Source organism: Streptomyces sp. NPDC004732, from assembly GCF_040609235.1.
Lineage (GTDB): Bacteria > Actinomycetota > Actinomycetes > Streptomycetales > Streptomycetaceae > Streptomyces.
Genome location: NZ_JBEXJR010000005.1, coordinates 544188 through 563825 on the forward strand (window position 1 = coordinate 544188; position 19638 = coordinate 563825).

Sequence of the window (19638 nt, forward strand, 5' to 3'; positions counted from 1 at the left end):
CCACCTATTGACTTCGAAACTTGAAGGCATAGTCTCTGCAACGTTGCTTTTACCTTCAGGTGGTGGGCGGCGTGAAGTTGTGCGCCACTTGAAGAGCTCGCCCCCACCCCCGGCAACGCTGCCGGTGGCCCGAGGAGTACACGTGACCAGCACATCGCAGGCGCCTGAGTCCGGAGCCAGAGAGGCTCACCCGGACCATCTCGGCCATGTCATCTTCATTACGGCAGCCGCCGCGATGGGTGGCTTCCTCTTCGGCTACGACAGTTCGGTGATCAACGGCGCCACCGTCGCCATCCAGCACCGTTTCGATGTCGACGCCAACATGCTCGGCTGGATCATCGCCACCGCACTCCTCGGCTGTGCCGTCGGTGCCGCCGTGGCCGGACGCATCGCCGACCGCATCGGCCGCATCCGCTGCATGCAGATCGCCGCCGTCCTCTTCGCGGCCAGCGCCGTCGGCTCGGCCCTGCCGTTCGCCGCCTGGGACCTCACGATGTGGCGCCTCATCGGCGGCATCGGCATCGGCATGGCCTCGGTCATCGGCCCGGCCTACATCGCCGAGGTCGCGCCGCCCGCCTACCGCGGCCGCCTCGCCTCGTTCCAGCAGGCCGCCATCGTCATCGGCATCGCCGTCTCCCAGCTGGTCAACTGGGGCATCCTGAACATGGCCGACGGCGACCAGCGCGGCAAGATCGGGGGCCTCGAGGCCTGGCAGTGGATGCTCGGCGTCATGGTCGTCCCTGCGGTCCTCTACGGCCTGCTGTCCTTCATCATTCCCGAGTCGCCGCGCTTCCTGATCTCGGCGGGACGGCACACCGAGGCGCGCAAGGTGCTCGGCGAGGTCGAGGGCACGGGCATCGACCTGGACGCCCGCGTCACCGAGATCGAACGCGGCATGGACCGGGAGCACAAGCCGTCCTTCAAGGACCTGCTCGGCAAGGTCGGCTTCCTGCCGATCGTCTGGATCGGCATCGGCCTCTCGGTCTTCCAGCAGCTCGTCGGCATCAACGTGATCTTCTACTACTCGAACCAGCTGTGGCAGTCGATCGGCAAGGACCCGAGCAGCTCGTTCCTGTACTCGTTCGAGACGTCGATCGTGAACATCGTCGGTACGGTCATCGCGATGATCTTCGTCGACCGCATCGGCCGCAAGCCCCTCGCCATCATCGGCTCCGCGGGCATGGCCGCGGCCCTGTTCACCATGGCGTGGGCGTTCTCGTACCGGACCGGCTCCGGTGACACCGTCGCGCTGCCGAACGCGCAGGGCCTGACCGCGATCATCGCCGCCAACGCCTTCGTGCTCTTCTTCGCGCTGTCCTGGGGCGTCGTCGTCTGGGTGCTGCTCGGCGAGATCTTCCCGAACCGGATCCGCGCCGCCGCGCTCGGTGTGGCCGCCTCCGCCCAGTGGCTCGCCAACTTCGCGATCACCAAGACCTTCCCGAGCATGTCCGAGTGGTCGCTGACCGGCTCGTACATCATCTACGGCGCCTTCGCCGCGATCTCGATCCCCTTCGTCATGAAGTTCGTCAAGGAGACGAAGGGCAAGGCCCTGGAGGAGATGGGCTAAACCCCGCTGCCCCCCTCCTCTTCAGGAAGCTGCCCCGGCCGAAGGACTCGTGCTCACTTGTCCTTCAGCCGGGGCAGTACGTTTTCGCAGAAGTGATGCAGGCTCCGCCAGCCCTCGTCGATCGGCATACCGCCCGCGAGCGGGTGCAGGATGAGGCTGCCGGTGCCGCTCTTCGCGTATTCGACGCACTGATCGGGCGTCAGGATGCGGTAGACGCCCTCGGCGCGCAGCTCCTCCACCGTGGTGGCCGCCGACTTCACCGCCGAGCGGATGTCCTTGGACTGCCAGGAGGCATAGGTGCGGGCCTCGTGCAGGAAGTGCTCGCCGTGCTTGGCCCAGGTGCGGTCCGGGTCGTCGGCGACGTGCAGCAGCGGAGTCTCGGCGGCGGGCATCATCGTCCAGCCCTCGGTGCCGTGCGCCACGAGCTGTTCCTGGTAGTACGCCTCGATGTCGGGCAGATGGGCGCTCGGGAAGAACGGCAGTCCGAGCCGGGCCGCGCGCCGGGCTGCCGCCTTCGACGAGCCGCCGACGAGCAGCAGCGGATGGGGCCGGGTGAAGGGGCGCGGCGTGATCCGCACCGTGCGGCCGCGGAAGGCGAAGGGCTCGCCCGTCCAGGCCGCAAGCAGCGTCTCCAGGAGCTCGTCCTGGAGCTTGCCGCGACTACTCCAGTCGACGCCTGACTGCTCGTACTCCTCGGGCCGGTAGCCGATCCCTGCGACCGTGACCAGGCGTCCCGCGCTCAGCAGGTCGAGCACGGCGATGTCCTCGGCGAGCCGCAGCGGGTCGTGCAGCGGGCCGATGATCGCGGACACCGTCACCGCGATGCGCCGGGTCGCGCCGAAGACCGCGCCCGCGAACGTGAAGGGCGAGGAGATCCAGTTGTTCTCGGCGCCGTGGTGCTCCTCCGTCTGGATCGTGGAGATGCCGCGGTCGTCCGCGTACGTGGCCATCTCCAGGGCGGCCCGATAGCGCTCGCTCAACGAGGCGGGTGTCGCGGCGGGATCGACGAGGTTGAACCGTACGACTGTGGCGGGCATGGAAACGTCCCCCTTCACCGTGCGTGGGCGGCGAAGGGGGACGGTAGTTGACGCAGTGTCAGATGGGTAGCCCCGTGCGGAAGTCGGCGGACTTCGCGGGGAAGTTGGCGAGGATCAGGCGGAGACCAGCTCGGCCTCTCCGTCGTCCTTGCCCGCGGCCGCGGTCTCGACCAGGGGGGTCTTCGGCAGGACCGCGTACAGCACGGCCGCGATCACGATCGTGGTCAGCCAGCCGAGGCCGTGGCGCCCGATCCAGGACGTGGCGAGCGGGCCGCTGAACCAGTCGACCTTGGTGAAGAGCAGGCCCCCGACGAGGGCGACCGCCCACGCCGTCATGGCCTGCCAGGCGAAGCCTGCCTTGTACCAGTAGGCGCTCGTGCGCGTGGTGTCCATCAGGGCCGTGCCGTCGTACGTCTTGCGGCGCAGCATGTCGATGCCGAAGACGCCGATCCAGGCGGAGAACGCGACCGCGAGCAGGGTGAGGAAGGAGATGAACGAGCCCATGAAGCTCGTCGCCACGTTCATCAGGATGTAGCCGAAGATCAGGCTGATGACCGCGTTCACACTGACCGCCCACGCGCGCGGGACCTTGATGCCGAGCGTCATGGCGGTGAAGCCCGCGGAGTACATCGACATCGAGTTGATCAGCAGCATGCCGATCAGCGCCATCAGCAGGTACGGCACCGCGATCCACATGGGGAGCAGCTCGCCGAGGAAGGAGACCGGGTCCTGCGCCGAAGAGAGCTTCGGGTCGGAGACCGCCATGACGGCGCCCATCAGGACCATCGGGACGACGACGATGCCCGCGCCCCCGATGGCGTGGCCGATCAGCGGCTTGTTCGAGGCGGCGCGCGGGAGGTAGCGGGTGAAGTCCGGGCCGGTGGGGACCCAGCTGATGCCGCCCGCGGCGATCGTGCCGACGCCCGCGACCATCATCGCGGTGGAGCCCGCGGGCTTGTCGAAGACGGCCGACCAGTCGGTCTCCGCGATGAGGTAGACCAGCACGAGCACGCTGAAGGCGCCGAAGGCGTACGTCGACCAGGTGCTGCAGATGTGCAGGATCTTCCGGCCGAGACCGCTGATCAGGAACGTGCAGGAGACGAAGGCGACCAGCGTGACGACGGTCAGCCAGGTGCTGGACTCCACGCCGAAGCAGATGTTCAGGACCGTGATGATCGCGTACGCGCCCGTGACCGCGTTGATCGTCTCCCAGCCCCAGCGGGCCACCCAGATCAGCGCGCCCGGGAAGAGGTTGCCGCGCTGCCCGAACACCGCACGCGAGAGCGTCATGCCCGGCGAGCCGCCGCGCTTGCCCGCGATGGAGATGAGGCCGACCATGCCGTAGCTCAGCAGGGGCGAGACGAGCGCGACGACCAGGACCTGCCAGATGTTCAGGCGGTTGGAGACGATCAGGCCCGCACCCATGGTGAGCAGCAGGACGCTGATGTTGGCCGCTACCCAGGTGGGGAACAGCTCGCGGGTCTTGCCCGTGCGCTCGGCGTCCGGGACGGGCTCAAGGCCGCGCGTCTCGAGGGCGCCTTCGGATTCGGCAGTGGTGCTGCTGCTCATGGGGGTGGGTCCGTGCCTCTCGCTCGGCTCGCAACGTCGCGATCCGTCGGTGGGGGTGATCGCGATGGACTCTACGCGCGTTGATGCGGCGAGCTCCATCGTACTTTAGTCCGAGTAGTGCCCTCCCTAGGCATATGTTCTTTGGAGGAAAACACAAGCTGGGCCTCTCCGGGGGCCATGGCCGATACTGGACGGGTTATGGAAATCGTCATCCTTGCTGTAGTCATCGCCGTGGTCGTGATCGGCGCGCTCGGCGGGCTCGTGATCGGCAGCCGCAAGAAGAAGCAGCTGCCCCCGCAGGCCCCGTCCAGTACGCCCACCATCACCGCCCCTCCCGCCGAACCGAAGGTCGGCGACGAGGCCGAGACGCCGCGCGACGAACCGCGCCGCACGATCGAGGAGGTGGAACTCCCGGGCGCCGAGCCGTCGGCGTCGGCGCCGGTTGTCGAGGAACCGGCCGTCGAAGAGCCGGCCGCACCGGAGATCGAGACCCCGGAGCCCACGGCAGGTCGCCTGGTCCGTCTGCGCTCGCGCCTTTCGCGTTCGCAGAACGCACTCGGCAAGGGGTTGCTCACGCTCCTCTCCCGCGAGCACCTGGACGAGGACACGTGGGAGGAGATCGAGGACACGCTCCTCACCGCCGACGTCGGCGTCGCGCCCACCCAGGAACTGGTCGAGCGCCTCCGCGAGCGCGTCCGCGTGCTCGGCACCCGCACCCCGGACGAACTGCGCAACCTCCTGCGCGAGGAGCTCGTGGCGCTGGTCGGACCGGAATTCGACCGTACGGTCAAGACCGAGTCGGGCCTGGAGACGCCCGGCATCGTGATGGTCGTCGGTGTGAACGGCACCGGCAAGACCACCACCACCGGCAAGCTCGCACGCGTCCTCGTCGCCGACGGCCGCTCGGTCGTCCTCGGCGCCGCGGACACCTTCCGCGCGGCCGCCGCCGACCAGCTGCAGACCTGGGGCGAGCGCGTCGGCGCCCGCACGGTGCGCGGCCCCGAGGGCGGCGACCCGGCGTCGATCGCCTTCGACGCGGTCAAGGAGGGCATCGCGGACGGCGCGGACGTCGTCCTCATCGACACCGCGGGCCGGCTGCACACCAAGACCGGTCTCATGGACGAGCTCGGCAAGGTCAAGCGCGTCGTCGAGAAGCACGCCCCGCTCGACGAGGTGCTGCTCGTCCTCGACGCCACGACCGGACAGAACGGCCTGGTGCAGGCGCGGGTCTTCGCCGAGGTCGTCGACATCACGGGCATCGTCCTCACGAAGCTCGACGGCACCGCCAAGGGCGGCATCGTCGTCGCCGTGCAGCGCGAGCTGGGCGTGCCGGTCAAGCTGATCGGCCTCGGTGAGGGCGCGGACGACCTGGCGCCGTTCGAGCCCGAGGCGTTCGTCGACGCGCTCATCGGGGACTGAGAGTCAGCACTCCTCGTCTGAAGTGATCCGTACGAAGTGATCCGTACGAAGTGAAGGGCCCCCTCGCATGGTGCAGATGCGAGGGGGCCCTTCCGTCCCCCGGACCGGATGGCGCTGTGCGACGGCTCGTGGGCGGGTCGGGGTGGGGCGCTATGCGGGGGAGCGGTGCGCCACGTACGCCAGGGTTCCGAGCAGCAGGCGGGCCTGTGGCGGGTTCGTCGCCGAGTCGAGCTCGGGCGAGCGGAGCCAGTGGACCGGGCCGAGGCCGCCGCGGTCGGACGGGGGTGCGGTGATGTGGGTGCCCTGGCCCAGCCCGTGCAGGTCCAGGGCGGCGTCGTCCCAGCCCATGCGGTAGAGCAGCTGGGGGAGTTCGGCCGCGGCGCCGGGTGCGACGAAGAACTGTGCCCGGCCGTCCGGCGTGACCGCCACCGGCCCCAGGGGGAGGCCCATCCGCTCGAGCCGGACCAGAGCGCGCCGCCCCGCGGCCTCCGCCACCTCGATGACGTCGAAGGTGCGCCCCACCGGCAGCAGGACCGCCGCGCCGGGGAACTCCGCCCAGGCTTTCGCCACTTCGTCGAGCGTGGCGCCCGCCGGGACCTCAGGGGCGAAACCCAGGGGGTGGGCGCCGGGAGTGGCGCAGTCGGCCGCTCCGCACGAGCAGACGCCGTTCAGGGCGCGGGCGCCGGGCACCGCGTCCCATCCCCACAGCCCGGTGTACTCCGCCACCGCGGTGCAGTCCGACGTGCGGCCGCGCCGCCTTGATCCGGCCCGGGGCCTGTCGGTTCCCCGGGTGCCGCCGATCGTGAAGCCCATGCCCCCTCCAACGGGTCGAGCGTGCCGCGGTTACGTGACGGAATCGGATCGTGACCCTCTGTTCCTGACGGCGCTCGGTGGTCCAGCAGGTGGTGCGCCCGGTGTCATGCGCCCCGGCGCGCTCCTCTGCGCCCACTTTCCTTCGTCCTATGTCAAGTGAATCGCTTGTGGCGGCAAGGGAGTTCATTCGAAGGGGTGGCGAATGGTGGCGTTTCCGCGATCGCCCTCGCCGGAGGGGTGATCGTAGGATTACTTTCAGTACACGGCCCTGGAAGTTCGAGCACTCGCGGGTATGCCGGAGGCAAGTCGGTTTCCTGTTCGATGGGTGACGTTCTCCGGACGGACAGCGGCGAGTAGCGGCATTCTGTTAGGGCTAGCCGTGTACAGCGCACAGGTGTCTTGAAGGATGGGGGCGTTCCAATGAGCGGCAATGGCGGAGGCGGCGCGAACGCGGAGAAGCGCCCCAACGAGATGCTCACGTCGTGGTTCGTGCGCAGCGGTTGGTCCAAGGGCGAGCTGGCCCGGCAAGTCAACCGCAGAGCACGGCAGTTGGGTGCACACCACATTTCCACGGACACCTCACGGGTGCGCCGCTGGCTGGACGGCGAGAATCCGCGCGAGCCGATTCCCCGCATCCTTTCGGAGCTGTTCTCCGAGCGGTTCGGCTGCGTCGTCGCCGTCGAGGACCTGGGCCTGCGCGCCGCCCACCGCACGCCCGCGACCTCCGGGGTCGACCTGCCCTGGACCGGGCCGCAGACGGTCGCCCTCATCAGCGAGTTCTCGCGCAGCGACCTGATGCTCGCCCGCCGCGGCTTCCTCGGCACCTCGCTCGCCCTCTCCGCGGGGCCCGCCCTCATCGAGCCCATGCAGCGCTGGCTGGTGCCCTCGCCCGCCACGCCGCGCGAGGACCCCGAGCCCGCCGTGTCGCGCCGCCCGGCCCGGCTCTCCAAGCCGGAGCTGGACCTCCTGGAGTCCACGACGGTGATGTTCCGCCAGTGGGACGCCCAGTGCGGGGGAGGGCTCCGGCGCAAGGCCGTCGTCGGTCAGCTGCACGAAGTGACGGACCTGCTGCAGGAGCCCCAGCCCGAAGCCACCTCCAAGCGCCTCTTCAAGGTCGCGGGCGAACTGGCCGAACTGGCGGGCTGGATGAGCTACGACGTGGGACTCCAGCCCACCGCCCAGAAGTACTTCGTCCTCGCGCTGCACGCCGCGAAGGAAGCGGGCGAGAAGCCCCTCGGGTCGTACATCCTCTCCAGCATGAGCCGTCAGATGATCCACCTGAACCGGCCCGACGACGCGCTCGAACTGATCCACCTCGCGCAGTACGGCAGCCGGGACTGCGCAGGACCGCGCACCCAGGCCATGCTGTATGCGATGGAGGCCCGGGCGTACGCGAGCATGGGCCAGCCCGGCAAGTGCAAGCGGGCCGTGCGGATGGCCGAGGACACCTTCGCCGACGCCGAGGACTTCGGGGAGCCCGAGCCGGACTGGATCCGCTTCTTCTCCGAGGCCGAGCTGAACGGGGAGAACGCCCACTCGTTCCGCGACCTGGCCTATGTGGCGGGCCGCAGCCCGACGTACGCCTCGCTCGCCGAGCCCGTCATGGAGCGAGCCGTGGACCTCTTCCAGAAGGACGTCGAGCACCAGCGTTCGTATGCGCTGAACCTCATCGGCAAAGCCACCGTCCACCTGCTCCAACGCGAGCCCGAGCAGAGCACGGTGCTCGCCGGACAAGCGCTCGACATCGCCAAGAAGGTGCGCTCCGAGCGGGTCAACACCCGTCTGCGCAAGACCGTGGACACCGCCGTTCGGGACTTCGGTGACGTCGCCGAAGTCGTGGGGCTCACCGATCGGCTCGCCATCGAGATGCCGGAGACCGCGGAGGCGGTCTGACGTCCGGCACGACCGGCCCCGGCCGCGGCAGGACCATCCCTAACAGCCCGACTCGGCTCCCCCACGCCAGGTCAGCCGGATGGCCGCCGCGGCCGGTTCTAGTACCGCGCACAGGGGTGATCGGTACACCCCGTGCGACCCGGCAGTTCATGGCCGCGTAACACGCACGACCTCTTCGTCACTGCGGTGAAACACCGAGGGGCCCCCGCCGAAACGGCGCTCGGCCAGTCTCTGGCGCACAACCGGCCCCACAGCGAGGAGACGCCGATGCCCCCAGGCATCACGATCGCCGCAGACGCCCCCGAGCTGTCTGCCGCCAACACCGGCTTCATGCTCATCTGCTCCGCCCTGGTGATGCTCATGACGCCGGGCCTCGCCTTCTTCTACGGAGGCATGGTCCGCGTCAAGAGCACCCTGAACATGCTGATGATGAGCTTCATCAGCCTCGGGATCGTCACCATCCTCTGGGTGCTGTACGGCTTCTCCGTAGCGTTCGGCACCGACCACGGCAGCCTCTTCGGGTGGGAGGGCGACTACATAGGGCTCAGCGGGCTCGGCATCAATCAGCTCTGGGACGGCTACACCATCCCGGTCTACGTCTTCGCCGTTTTCCAGCTGATGTTCGCCGTCATCACGCCCGCACTGATCAGCGGTGCCCTCGCGGACCGCGTGAAGTTCACGGCCTGGGCGCTGTTCATCGCCCTGTGGGCCACGATCGTGTACTTCCCCGTCGCGCACTGGGTGTGGGGCACCGGCGGCTGGGCCTTCGAACTCGGCGTCATCGACTTCGCGGGCGGCACGGCCGTGCACATCAACGCCGGAGCCGCGGCGCTCGGCGTCATCCTCGTCATCGGCAAGCGCGTCGGCTTCAAGAAGGACCCGATGCGACCGCACTCGCTGCCGCTCGTGATGCTCGGCGCGGCCCTGCTGTGGTTCGGCTGGTTCGGCTTCAACGCCGGATCGTGGCTGGGCAACGACGACGGCGTCGGCGCGCTCATGTTCGTCAACACGCAGGTCGCGACCGCCGCCGCCATGCTCGCCTGGCTGCTCTACGAGAAGCTCAGGCACGGCGCGTGCACCACGCTGGGCGCCGCCTCCGGAGCCGTCGCGGGCCTCGTCGCCATCACCCCGTCCGGCGGCTCCTGCTCGCCGCTCGGCGCCATCGCCATCGGCGCCATCGCGGGTGTGCTGTGCGCCATGGCGGTCGGACTCAAGTTCCGGTTCGGGTACGACGACTCCCTCGACGTCGTCGGGGTCCACCTGGTCGGCGGCGTCGCCGGATCGCTCCTCGTCGGCTTCTTCGCCACCGGCGGCGGGCAGTCCAAGGCCCAGGGCCTCCTCTACGGAGGCGGCCTGGATCAGCTGTGGAAGCAGCTCGCCGGTGTCGGAGCCGTCCTCGCGTACTCCCTCGTCGCCTCCGCGGTCCTCGCCTTCCTCATCGACAAGACGATCGGCATGCGGGTCGACGAGGACGACGAGGTCGCGGGCATCGACCAGGTCGAGCACGCGGAGACCGCATACGACTTCAGCGGGGCGGGCGGCGGCACGCTGCCGCGTACGGCGGTGCCCGCGCCGGGCGCGGACGGGGCGCAGGGAACGGCTCAGGGGCAGCGCAACAAGAAGTCGGACAAGAAGGTGGACGCATGAAGCTCATCACCGCGGTCGTCAAGCCGCACCGGCTCGACGAGATCAAGGAAGCGCTGCAGGCCTTCGGCGTCCACGGCCTGACCGTCACCGAAGCCAGCGGATACGGACGCCAGCGCGGCCACACCGAGGTCTACCGGGGCGCCGAGTACACCGTCGATCTCGTACCGAAGATCCGCATCGAGGTCCTGGCCGACGACGACGACGCCGAACAACTCGTCGAGGTCGTGGTGAAGGCCGCCCGCACCGGCAAGATCGGGGACGGCAAGGTCTGGAGCGTCCCGGTCGACACGGCCGTGCGGGTGCGGACCGGGGAGCGCGGCCCCGACGCGCTGTGAGCGGGGCCGGGGGGCCGAGCAGGGTCGACTGAGCAGAACCGAACGGGAGTTGCCGGGTGACGAGTGTGGACGTACGTACTGAAGCGGATGACTCCGGACCCAGCGGCTACGCGGCGGCCCGGCTGCGGCTCCTCCACGAGGAGTCGCGGTCCGGGCCGCCGCGCCGTTCCGCCCTCGCCGAACTGACGGACGACTGGCTGGCCGGACTCTTCGAGGCGGGGGGCGGCTCCGCGGGCGTTCCCCGGGGCGCCGCGCTCGTCGCCGTCGGCGGCTACGGGCGGGGCGAGCTGTCGCCGCGCAGCGACCTGGACCTCCTGCTGCTGCACGACGGGAGCGCCGACCCCAAGGAGCTCGCCGCGCTCGCCGATCGCCTCTGGTACCCCGTGTGGGACCTCGGGCTCGCCCTCGACCACTCCGTGCGCACGCCCGCGGAGGCCCGCAGGACCGCGGGCGATGACCTCAAGGTGCACCTCGGGCTGCTCGACGCCCGCCACCTCGCCGGGGACCTCGGGATGACCGCGGCGCTCCGCACGACCGTGCTCGCCGACTGGCGCAACCAGGCCCCCAAACGCCTGCCCGAGCTGCGCGAGCTCTGCGAGGAACGCGCCGAGCGCCAGGGCGAGCTGAGCCACCTGCTCGAACCCGACCTCAAGGAGGCGCGGGGTGGACTGCGCGACGTGACCGCGCTGCGGGCCGTCGCCGCGTCATGGCTCGCGGACGCGCCCCGCGAGGGACTCGACGAGGCCAGGCGCCGCCTCCTCGACGTGCGGGACGCGCTGCACCTGACGACGGGCCGCGCCACCGACCGGCTCGCCCTCCAGGAACAGGACCAGGTCGCCGCCGAGCTCGGTCTGCTGGACGCCGACACACTGCTGCGCCAGGTGTACGAGGCCGCGCGCGTCGTCTCGTACGCCGGTGACGTCACCTGGCGGGAGGTCGGGCGCGTGCTGCGGGGGCGCGCCGGGCGGCCTCGGCTGCGGGCGATGCTGGGCGGCAGGGGCGCAGACGGCGGTCGGGGTGCCGCGGCCGAGCGGTCGCCGCTGGCCGAGGGGGTCGTGGAGCAGGACGGGGAGGCGGTGCTCGCCCGGGCCGCCAGGCCCGAGCGGGACGCCGTGCTGCCGCTGCGGGCCGCCGCGGCCGCCGCGCAGGCGGACCTCCCGCTCTCCCGGCACGCCGTACGCCGCCTCGCCACCTCGACGCGGCCCCTCGCCACGCCGTGGCCCGCCGAAGCGCGCGAGCAGCTCGTGACGCTGCTCGGGGCGGGGCGGCCGATGGTGCAGGTGTGGGAGGCGCTGGAGGCCGAAGGGCTCGTCACCCGGCTCCTTCCCGACTGGGAGCGGGTGCGGTGCCGTCCGCAGCGCAACGCCGTCCACACCTGGACGGTCGACCGGCACCTGGTCGAGACGGCGGTGCGGGCCTCCGCGCTGACGCGGCGGGTGGGGCGGCCCGACCTGCTGCTCGTGGCCGCGCTGCTGCACGACATCGGGAAGGGGTGGCCCGGCGACCACTCCGCGGCCGGGGAGATCATCGCCCGGGATGTCGCGGCGCGGATCGGCTTCGACGCGGGTGACGTGGCGGTCGTCGCGCGCCTGGTCAGGCACCACCTGCTGCTCGTGGAGACCGCCACGCGGCGCGACCTCGACGACCCCGCGACGCTGCAGGGCGTCGCCGAGGCGGTGGGCTCCGTCGGCACGCTGGAGCTGCTGCACGCGCTGACCGAGGCGGACGCGCTGGCCACCGGGCCCGCGGCCTGGTCGGCGTGGCGGGGGGCGCTCGTCGCCGACCTGGTGAAACGGGTGACGGCCGTGCTGTCCGGTGAGGCGCCGGAGGAGAAGACCACGGAGGACGCGGCGCCGACGGCGGAGCAGGAGAGGCTCGCGGTGGAGGCGTTTCGTACGGGTGGGCCGGTGCTTTCGTTGCGGGCGCGGGTGGAGGGGGGCGAGGGGGCTGACTCGGGGGGCTCGGGGGGCTCGGCGGGGGCGGATCCGGAGCCGCTCGGGGTGGAGCTCGTGGTCGCGGTGCCGGAACGGCCGGGGGTGCTGTCCGCGGTCGCCGGGGTGCTGGCGATGCACCGGCTCGCCGTGCGGACGGCGGAGCTGAGGGAGCTGACGCTGCCGTCCGACCTGGGGAATCCGGCACGGACCAATCCGGCACGGACCAATCCGGCACGGACCTCGGTGCTGTTGCTCAGCTGGCGGGTTGCGGCTGAGTACGGCTCGATGCCGCAGGCGGCGCGGTTGCGGGCCGATCTGGTGCGGGTCCTTGACGGTTCGCTGGACATCGAGGCACGGCTCACCGAACGGGAGGCCGCCTATCCCCGGCGCCGGGGAACGGTCGCGCCCCCGGCCCGGGTGACGGTCGCACCGGCGGGCTCGCGGCTCGCCACGGTGATCGAGGTACGGGCCCAGGACGCACCGGGCCTCCTGCACCGGATCGGGCGGGCGCTGGAGGCGGCGGAGGTGGTGGTGCGGAGTGCGCACGTGTCGACGCTGGGGGCGAACGCGGTGGACGCGTTCTATGTGACGGGGGTGGACGGGGCGCCGTTGGCGGGGGAGGGGGCCGCGGGGGTGGCTCGGGGAGTGGAGGAGGCGCTGCGAGGCTAGTACTGGCGGGGTAGTTGGGTAGCGGGTTAGTTGGGGGCTGGCGTGACGACGGCGGCCCCTAAGGTGTGTCCTCGGGTTCATTCCGGGGCGTTCCCGATGGTGTGGGCCACCGTCCTTGCCGCCGTGGCCGTCGTGGCCGTCGTGGCCGTCGCCCAAGCTCCTCGCCGGTGAGCTGCTGCCCCCGGCCCAGCAGCGGCAGTTGCGCTCCGCGACCCGGACGCTCGCTTCGGCGGACGGCCGACGCGTCATGACCATGAACCGCAACGGCGACCGAGGCGAGCAGCGCCTGGAGGACGAGGCCGTCGAGACGGAGTTCTGCGACCGCTGACCGCCCAGCGCCCCGGGCACCCGCCATCGACAGATACTCTGGAAGGCGACCTGTCCCCCTTCCCCCGACCCGAGGATTCGCGACCGCCGTGTTCGATACTCTCTCCGACCGCCTCGCAGCGACATTCAAGAACCTCCGGGGCAAGGGCCGCCTGTCCGAGGCGGACATCGACGCCACAGCGCGCGAGATCCGCATCGCCCTGCTCGAGGCGGACGTGGCCCTGCCCGTCGTCCGCGCCTTCATCAAGCAGGTCAAGGAGCGCGCGGCCGGTGCCGAGGTCTCCCAGGCCCTCAATCCCGCCCAGCAGGTCATCAAGATCGTCAATGAGGAGCTCATTGGCATTCTGGGTGGTGAGACGCGTCGCCTCCGGTTCGCCAAGACCGCGCCGACCGTCATCATGCTCGCGGGTCTGCAGGGTGCCGGTAAGACGACCCTCGCCGGAAAGCTCGGCCTCTGGCTGAAGGGGCAGGGCCACTCGCCGCTCCTGGTGGCGTGCGACCTGCAGCGCCCCAACGCCGTCAACCAGCTGAGCGTGGTCGCCGAGCGCGCGGGCGTCGGTGTCTATGCGCCGGAGCCGGGCAACGGCGTCGGCAACCCCGTTCAGGTCGCCAAGGACTCCATCGAGTTCGCGCGGACGAAGCAGTACGACATCGTCATCGTCGACACCGCGGGCCGCCTCGGCATCGACCAGGAGCTGATGCAGCAGGCCGCGGACATCCGCGACGCGGTCAGCCCCGACGAGGTCCTCTTCGTCGTCGACGCCATGATCGGTCAGGACGCCGTGAACACGGCGGAGGCCTTCAGGGACGGCGTCGGCTTCGACGGCGTCGTGCTCTCCAAGCTCGACGGCGACGCCCGCGGTGGTGCCGCCCTGTCGATCGCGCAGGTCACCGGCCGCCAGATCATGTTCGCCTCGAACGGCGAGAAGCTGGACGAGTTCGACGCGTTCCACCCGGACCGCATGGCGTCCCGCATCCTCGGCATGGGCGACATGCTCACGCTGATCGAGAAGGCCGAGCAGACCTTCTCGCAGCAAGAGGCCGAGAAGATGGCCTCGAAGCTGGCCTCCAAGAAGGGCCAGGACTTCACCCTCGATGACTTCCTGGCCCAGATGGAGCAGGTCAGGAAGATGGGCAGCATCAGCAAGCTGCTCGGGATGATGCCCGGCATGGGGCAGATCAAGGACCAGATCAACAACCTCGACGAGCGTGACGTCGACCGGACCGCCGCCATCATCAAGTCGATGACGCCCACCGAGCGTCAAGAGCCGACGATCATCAACGGCTCGCGCCGTGCCCGTATCGCCAAGGGCTCCGGTGTCGACGTCAGTGCGGTGAAGAACCTCGTCGAGCGGTTCTTCGAGGCGCGGAAGATGATGTCCCGCATGGCCCAGGGCGGCGGCATGCCGGGTATGCCCGGGATGCCGGGCATGGGTGGTGGTCCCGGCAAGCAGAAGAAGAAGCAGAAGCAGGCCAAGGGCAAGCGGCAGTCGGGCAACCCGATGAAGCGCAAGCAGGAGGAGCAGGAGGCCGCGGCTCGCCGCGAGGCCGCGAACCAGGCGGGCTCCGCCCTCGGGCTGCCGGGCGCGCAGCCTGGCAAGGACTTCGAGTTGCCGGACGAGTTCAAGAAGTTCATGGGCTGAGCTCGGACCTGGTCGTACGCCGCTTGGGGCGCCCCTCTGGTGAGGGGCGCCCCAAGCGTTTTCCGGGAGGTGCTTTCCGGGAGGCGTTTCCTGGAGGTGCCTTCCGAGGGGGAGCGGGTGCCCGGGGCAGGTTTGTGTCGTAACGTCCGGATATGAGCAACCCCGTGCCGCCGGACCGCGCGCCCGACAAGCCGTGGCGCTCCGAGGGCGCGCCCTCGCCCGAGCCCGCACCGCCGCCGAAGAAGAAGATGCCGGGCGGCTGGGGCGGTCTGATCCTGACGGCGCTGATCGTCTACCTCATCGCCAACCTCGTGCTCTCCTTCTTCAACGACGGCGACGAGCCGACCATCTCGTACACGGAGTTCAGCAAGCAGGTCGACTCCGGCAACGTCACGAAGATCTACTCCAAGGGCGACGCGATCCAGGGGCAGCTCAAGAAGGAGCAGTCGAGGCCGGACGGCGAGAAGGGGAAGTACACCAAGTTCACCACCCAGCGACCCGCCTTCGCCGACGACAAGCTCTGGGACGACCTGACCAAACACAAGGTCACCGTCACCGCCGAGCCCGTCGTGCAGGAGCGCAGCTTCCTGTCGAACCTCCTCATCTCCCTTGCCCCGATGCTCCTGCTCGTCGTGCTGTGGATCTTCATCGCACGGCGCATGAGCGCGGGGATGGGCGGCGGGGGCGGCATGCTCGGCCGCAAGACACCGCCCAAGCCGGTCGAACTGGAGCCCGGCGCGCAGCGGACCACCTTCGAGGACGTGGCGGGGATCGACGAGGTCGAGGGCGAGCTCAATGACGTCGTCGACTTCCTGAAGAACCCCGACGTCTATCGAGAGATGGGCGCCAAGATGCCGCGCGGCGTGCTCCTCGCCGGGCCGCCGGGCACCGGCAAGACCCTGCTCGCACGCGCCGTCGCCGGAGAGGCGGGCGTGCCCTTCTTCTCGGCCTCCGCCTCGGAGTTCATCGAGATGATCGTGGGCGTCGGCGCCTCGCGCGTACGGGAGCTCTTCGCCGAGGCCCGCAAGGTCGCGCCGTCGATCATCTTCATCGACGAGATCGACACCATCGGACGCGCCCGGGGCGGCGGCAGCGGCATGGGCGGGCACGACGAGCGCGAGCAGACGCTGAACCAGATCCTCACCGAGATGGATGGTTTCTCGGGCGCGGAGGGCGTGATCGTCCTCGCCGCCACCAACCGGGCCGACATCCTCGACCCCGCCCTCACCAGGCCGGGGCGGTTCGACCGGGTCGTCAACGTCTCGCCGCCCGACCGCGGAGGCCGCGAGGCCATTCTCAAGATCCACACGCGGCCCATCCCGCTCGCCGATGACGTCGACCTCGCCCAGGTCGCCCGTACGACACCGGGCATGACCGGCGCCGAGCTCGCCAACCTCGCCAACGAGGCCGCCCTCATCGCGGTCAAGCGCAAGCAGCGTACGGTCACGCAGTCCGACCTCTCCGAAGCCATGGAGAAGGTGCAGCTCGGCGCCGAGCGCCCGTTGGTGATGCCCGAGGAGGAGCGTCGGCGCACCGCCTATCACGAGAGCGGGCACGCCCTGCTCGGCATGCTCCAGCCCGGCGCCGACCCCGTCCGCAAGATCACGATCGTGCCGCGCGGGCGCGCACTGGGCGTGACGCTCTCGACCCCGGACTCCGACAAATACGCCTACACCGAGGAGTACCTCCGTGGGCGCATCATCGGCGCCCTGGGCGGCATGGCCGCCGAACACGTCGTCTACGGAGTCATCACCACCGGCGCGGAGAACGACCTGGAGCAGGTCACCAACATCGCCCGCGGCATGGTCGCCCGCTGGGGCATGAGCGAGCGGGTCGGCCGACTCTCCGCCCTGCCGAGCGACGCCCAGCAGGCGTACGGTCTCGCGGCCGCCCCGGAGACCCTCGACACGATCGACGGCGAGATGCGGCGCATCGTGGACGAGTGCTACCAGAGCGCCTGCCGACAGCTGCGCGACCACCGTGGCCAACTGGACGCCCTGTCCGCCGCGCTGCTGGAGAACGAGACGCTGGAGGAGGCGGCGGCGTACCGGATCGCGGGCATCACTCGGCTGACCAAGAGCGGCTGACGTGCCACGCCCTTACGGAGAGGACCGGCGTACCCCGCCCCTACGGAGAGGGCCGATACTCCTCCCTACGGGGTACGCGCGATCAAGTACCGGAAGATGTTCGGCATCCACACCGTCCCGTCCCTGCGCCGATGCGGATGCAGCGCCTCCGTCAGCTCCTTGTCGACCTGCGCCTGATCCGTCGCCCGCGCCGCCGCGTCGAACAGCCCTGTCGAGAGCAGCCCGCGTGCCGCGCTCTCCACGTCCGCGTACCCGAAGGGGCATGCGACCCGGCCCGACCCGTCCGGCTTGAGCCCCGCCCGTTCGGCGACCACCTCCAGGTCGTCCCGGAGCGCGGGGCGCCAGCTGCCCGTGTTCCGGAGCGGGTCGGCGAGCTTCGTCGCCACCCTCAGCACGGACGAGGTCGAGCAACGCTCCGGAGGCCCCCAGCCGGCGAGCACCACTGGAGTGCCGTGCCCGGCGAGCGGGGACGCCGCTTCCAGGAGGTCGGACAGCCCTTCGGAGTCACCCGCCATACAGCCGATCGGCTGGAAGGCCGTGATGAGGTTGTACGCGGGCAGGTCCGGGTCCGCCGCGTCCGCGGGGCCGCCCTCCACCAGGCGGGTGCCCGCACGCGCGCGTGCGTCCCCCGTCGCCTCCGGCAGCAGGCGGTCGCGCGCGAGAGCGAGCCGTTCGGGCTGCGACGGGTCGACGCCGGTGACCGCGGCGCCCCGTGAGGCCGCCATCAGCAGAGCGAGTCCGGAACCGCAGCCGAGGCCGAGGAGCCGGGTGCCGTCTCCCACTTCGAGCCGTTCATACACCGCTTCATAGAGCGGGACCAGCATCCGTTCCTGGATTTCCGCCCAGTCACGCGCGCGTGCACACAGGTCCACACGGGGCGCCGCGCCCGCGCGTGGGGAGTGCGACTGCACGAGTGTTGGTGTCATCGAATGCGCCCCAATCAGCCGAGAGTTAGTGCCGTGACGTAATCCAATGGTTCGTCCGCCCCCGTGCCGTGCGCTCGCACTCCCCCCGTATGTCAGAGAACTCCGCATCCGTCGTGGAGTCCAGGGGTTGTGGGCCAATGCTTGCGTTCCACCGTCGTGCGCCCCCTGCGATAAACATGCGCGCTCTCCGCAGGCCCGCCCCTACCATGCGCGCCATGGCCAAGACACCCGTGCTCACGCCCCAGGCGGACGACTTTCCCCGCTGGTACCAGGACCTGATCAACAAGGCCGAGCTGGCCGACAACGGCCCGGTGCGCGGCACCATGGTGATCCGGCCGTACGGCTACGGGCTGTGGGAACGGATGCAGCAGGACATGGACGCCCGCATCAAGGAGACGGGTACGCAGAACGCGTACTTCCCTCTCCTCATCCCGCAGTCGTATCTCACCCGGGAGGCGGAGCACGTCGAAGGCTTCGCCCCGGAACTCGCCGTCGTCACGCACGGCGGCGGCAAGGAGCTGGAGGAGCCGGTCGTCGTCCGCCCCACGTCGGAGACGATCGTCAACGAGTACTTCTCCAAGTGGGTGCAGAGCTACCGCGACCTGCCGCTGCTGATCAACCAGTGGGCCAACGTGGTCCGCTGGGAGATGCGCCCCCGCCTGTTCCTGCGGACGTCGGAGTTCCTCTGGCAGGAGGGCCACACCGCGCACGCGACGTACGAAGAGGCCCGTGACTTCGCCGCCCGCATCCACCGCCACGTCTACGGAGACTTCATGCGAGACGTCCTCGCCATGGACTTCGTGCTGGGCCGCAAGACCGCCAAGGAGCGCTTCGCAGGCGCCATCAACACCCTCACCCTCGAAGGCATGATGGCCGACGGCAAGGCCCTCCAGCTCGGCACCAGCCACGAGCTGGGCCAGAACTTCGCCAAGGCCTTCGACACCCGGTACCTGTCCAAGGACGGCAAGCAGGAACTCGTCTGGCAGACCTCCTGGGGCAGCACGACCCGCATGATCGGCGCACTGGCGATGATGCACGGCGACGACGACGGGCTGCGCGTGCCGCCCCGCCTCGCCCCCGTCCAGGCCGTCGTCCTCGCCATCAAGGCCGACGACGCCGTACTCGCCAAGGTCCACGAGATCGGCGACACCCTGCGGGCCGCCGGCCTCCGCGTCCAGGTCGACGACCGCACGGACACCCCCTTCGGGAGGCGCGCCGTGGACTGGGAGCTCAAGGGCGTCCCCGTACGCGTCGAGGTCGGCCCGCGCGACCTGGAGAACGGCACCGCGATGCTGGTCCGCCGCATCGTGGGCAAGCACGCTCCCGGTGGCAAGGAGCCGGTCGCGATCGACGCCCTCGCCGCCCTGCTGCCCACCGTCCTCGAAGAGGACCAGGCGCTGCTCCTGACCCAGGCCCGCGCCCGCCGGGAGTCCCGCACCTCGGACGTCCGCACGGTCGACGAGGCCGTGGAGGCCACCGCCGACGGCGGCTGGGCGCGCGTCCCGTGGGCCGCCCTCGGCGAAGAAGGCGAGGCCAGGCTGGCCGAGCGCGCCGTGACCGTACGGTGTCTGGTCACGGAGGACGGGGCGGTGCCGGACGCCGATGAGACCCCGGGTAACGTCGCTCTCGTGGCCCGCTCCTACTGAGGACGGTGCCTTCGGTGCCTTCGGTACCGACGCGCTCGATCTCGGCTCGTACGCCTGCCCGAGCCACTCGGGCCCCGGCGTGAAAGATTGCTCTACGCGCCGGGGCGTACGCGCCACTACGTACCG

Annotated in this window: 14 protein-coding genes; 10 read left to right on the forward strand and 4 right to left on the reverse strand. The window is 70.3% G+C overall.

The window, feature by feature from the left end:
- Nucleotides 1-142: 142 nt before the first annotated feature.
- A complete protein-coding gene (locus ABZV77_RS17915) occupies nucleotides 143-1567 on the forward strand; it encodes a sugar porter family MFS transporter (protein ID WP_356257200.1) in 1425 nt (474 codons plus the stop codon).
- Nucleotides 1568-1620: 53 nt separating this feature from the next.
- Here ABZV77_RS17915 and ABZV77_RS17920 read toward each other — a convergent pair whose 3' ends face one another.
- Both ABZV77_RS17920 and ABZV77_RS17925 read right to left on the reverse strand, forming a co-directional pair.
- Nucleotides 1621-2604, reverse strand: a complete 984-nt coding sequence (locus tag ABZV77_RS17920; RefSeq protein ID WP_356257203.1) for an LLM class flavin-dependent oxidoreductase — start codon at nucleotides 2602-2604, stop codon at nucleotides 1621-1623.
- Nucleotides 2605-2718: 114 nt separating this feature from the next.
- On the reverse strand, nucleotides 2719-4173 hold the full coding sequence (locus tag ABZV77_RS17925) for a cytosine permease (protein WP_356257206.1): 1455 nt from the start codon (nucleotides 4171-4173) through the stop codon (nucleotides 2719-2721).
- Nucleotides 4174-4371: 198 nt separating this feature from the next.
- Here ABZV77_RS17925 and ftsY point away from each other — a divergent pair, with 198 nt between their 5' ends.
- Entirely contained in the window at nucleotides 4372-5592 is a 1221-nt protein-coding gene (gene ftsY / locus ABZV77_RS17930) for a signal recognition particle-docking protein FtsY (RefSeq protein ID WP_356257209.1), read from the forward strand.
- 150 nt (nucleotides 5593-5742) lie between these two features.
- Here the strand turns inward: ftsY and ABZV77_RS17935 are convergent, their stop codons facing one another.
- A complete protein-coding gene (locus ABZV77_RS17935) occupies nucleotides 5743-6405 on the reverse strand; it encodes a bifunctional DNA primase/polymerase (RefSeq protein WP_356257212.1) in 663 nt (220 codons plus the stop codon).
- Between the two features lie 420 nt (nucleotides 6406-6825).
- On the opposite strand from ABZV77_RS17935, the gene ABZV77_RS17940 reads away from it, so the two are divergent.
- The 7 genes from ABZV77_RS17940 (at nucleotide 6826) to ftsH (ending at nucleotide 16940) form a co-directional block, all read left to right on the forward strand.
- Complete coding sequence (locus tag ABZV77_RS17940; RefSeq protein ID WP_356257215.1) at nucleotides 6826-8298, forward strand: hypothetical protein; 1473 nt, start codon at nucleotides 6826-6828, stop codon at nucleotides 8296-8298.
- Nucleotides 8299-8565: 267 nt separating this feature from the next.
- Nucleotides 8566-9945 carry an ammonium transporter gene (locus ABZV77_RS17945; protein WP_356257218.1) on the forward strand — a complete coding sequence of 460 codons (1380 nt, stop codon included), beginning with the start codon at nucleotides 8566-8568 and terminating at the stop codon, nucleotides 9943-9945.
- On the forward strand, nucleotides 9942-10280 hold the full coding sequence (locus ABZV77_RS17950; protein ID WP_356257221.1) for a P-II family nitrogen regulator: 339 nt from the start codon (nucleotides 9942-9944) through the stop codon (nucleotides 10278-10280). Before ABZV77_RS17945 ends, ABZV77_RS17950 begins: the two co-directional genes overlap by 4 nt.
- Nucleotides 10281-10336: 56 nt before the next feature.
- The gene (locus ABZV77_RS17955) at nucleotides 10337-12883 is read left to right on the forward strand and encodes a [protein-PII] uridylyltransferase (RefSeq protein ID WP_356257224.1); all 2547 of its coding nucleotides are present in this window, start codon (nucleotides 10337-10339) and stop codon (nucleotides 12881-12883) included.
- A gap of 115 nt (nucleotides 12884-12998) precedes the next feature.
- Nucleotides 12999-13211 (forward strand): hypothetical protein, encoded by a 213-nt coding sequence (locus ABZV77_RS17960; RefSeq protein ID WP_356257227.1) that lies wholly within the window; start codon nucleotides 12999-13001, stop codon nucleotides 13209-13211.
- Between the two features lie 88 nt (nucleotides 13212-13299).
- Complete coding sequence (gene ffh / locus ABZV77_RS17965; protein WP_356257230.1) at nucleotides 13300-14853, forward strand: signal recognition particle protein; 1554 nt, start codon at nucleotides 13300-13302, stop codon at nucleotides 14851-14853.
- A gap of 152 nt (nucleotides 14854-15005) precedes the next feature.
- Nucleotides 15006-16940: an ATP-dependent zinc metalloprotease FtsH gene (gene ftsH / locus ABZV77_RS17970; RefSeq protein ID WP_356257232.1), complete on the forward strand. Its 1935-nt coding sequence runs from the start codon at nucleotides 15006-15008 to the stop codon at nucleotides 16938-16940.
- Between the two features lie 65 nt (nucleotides 16941-17005).
- On the opposite strand, the gene ABZV77_RS17975 is transcribed toward ftsH, so the two are convergent.
- Nucleotides 17006-17866 (reverse strand): SAM-dependent methyltransferase, encoded by an 861-nt coding sequence (locus ABZV77_RS17975; protein ID WP_356257235.1) that lies wholly within the window; start codon nucleotides 17864-17866, stop codon nucleotides 17006-17008.
- 215 nt (nucleotides 17867-18081) lie between these two features.
- On the opposite strand from ABZV77_RS17975, the gene proS reads away from it, so the two are divergent.
- Entirely contained in the window at nucleotides 18082-19512 is a 1431-nt protein-coding gene (gene proS / locus ABZV77_RS17980) for a proline--tRNA ligase (RefSeq protein WP_356257238.1), read from the forward strand.
- Nucleotides 19513-19638: the final 126 nt, after the last annotated feature.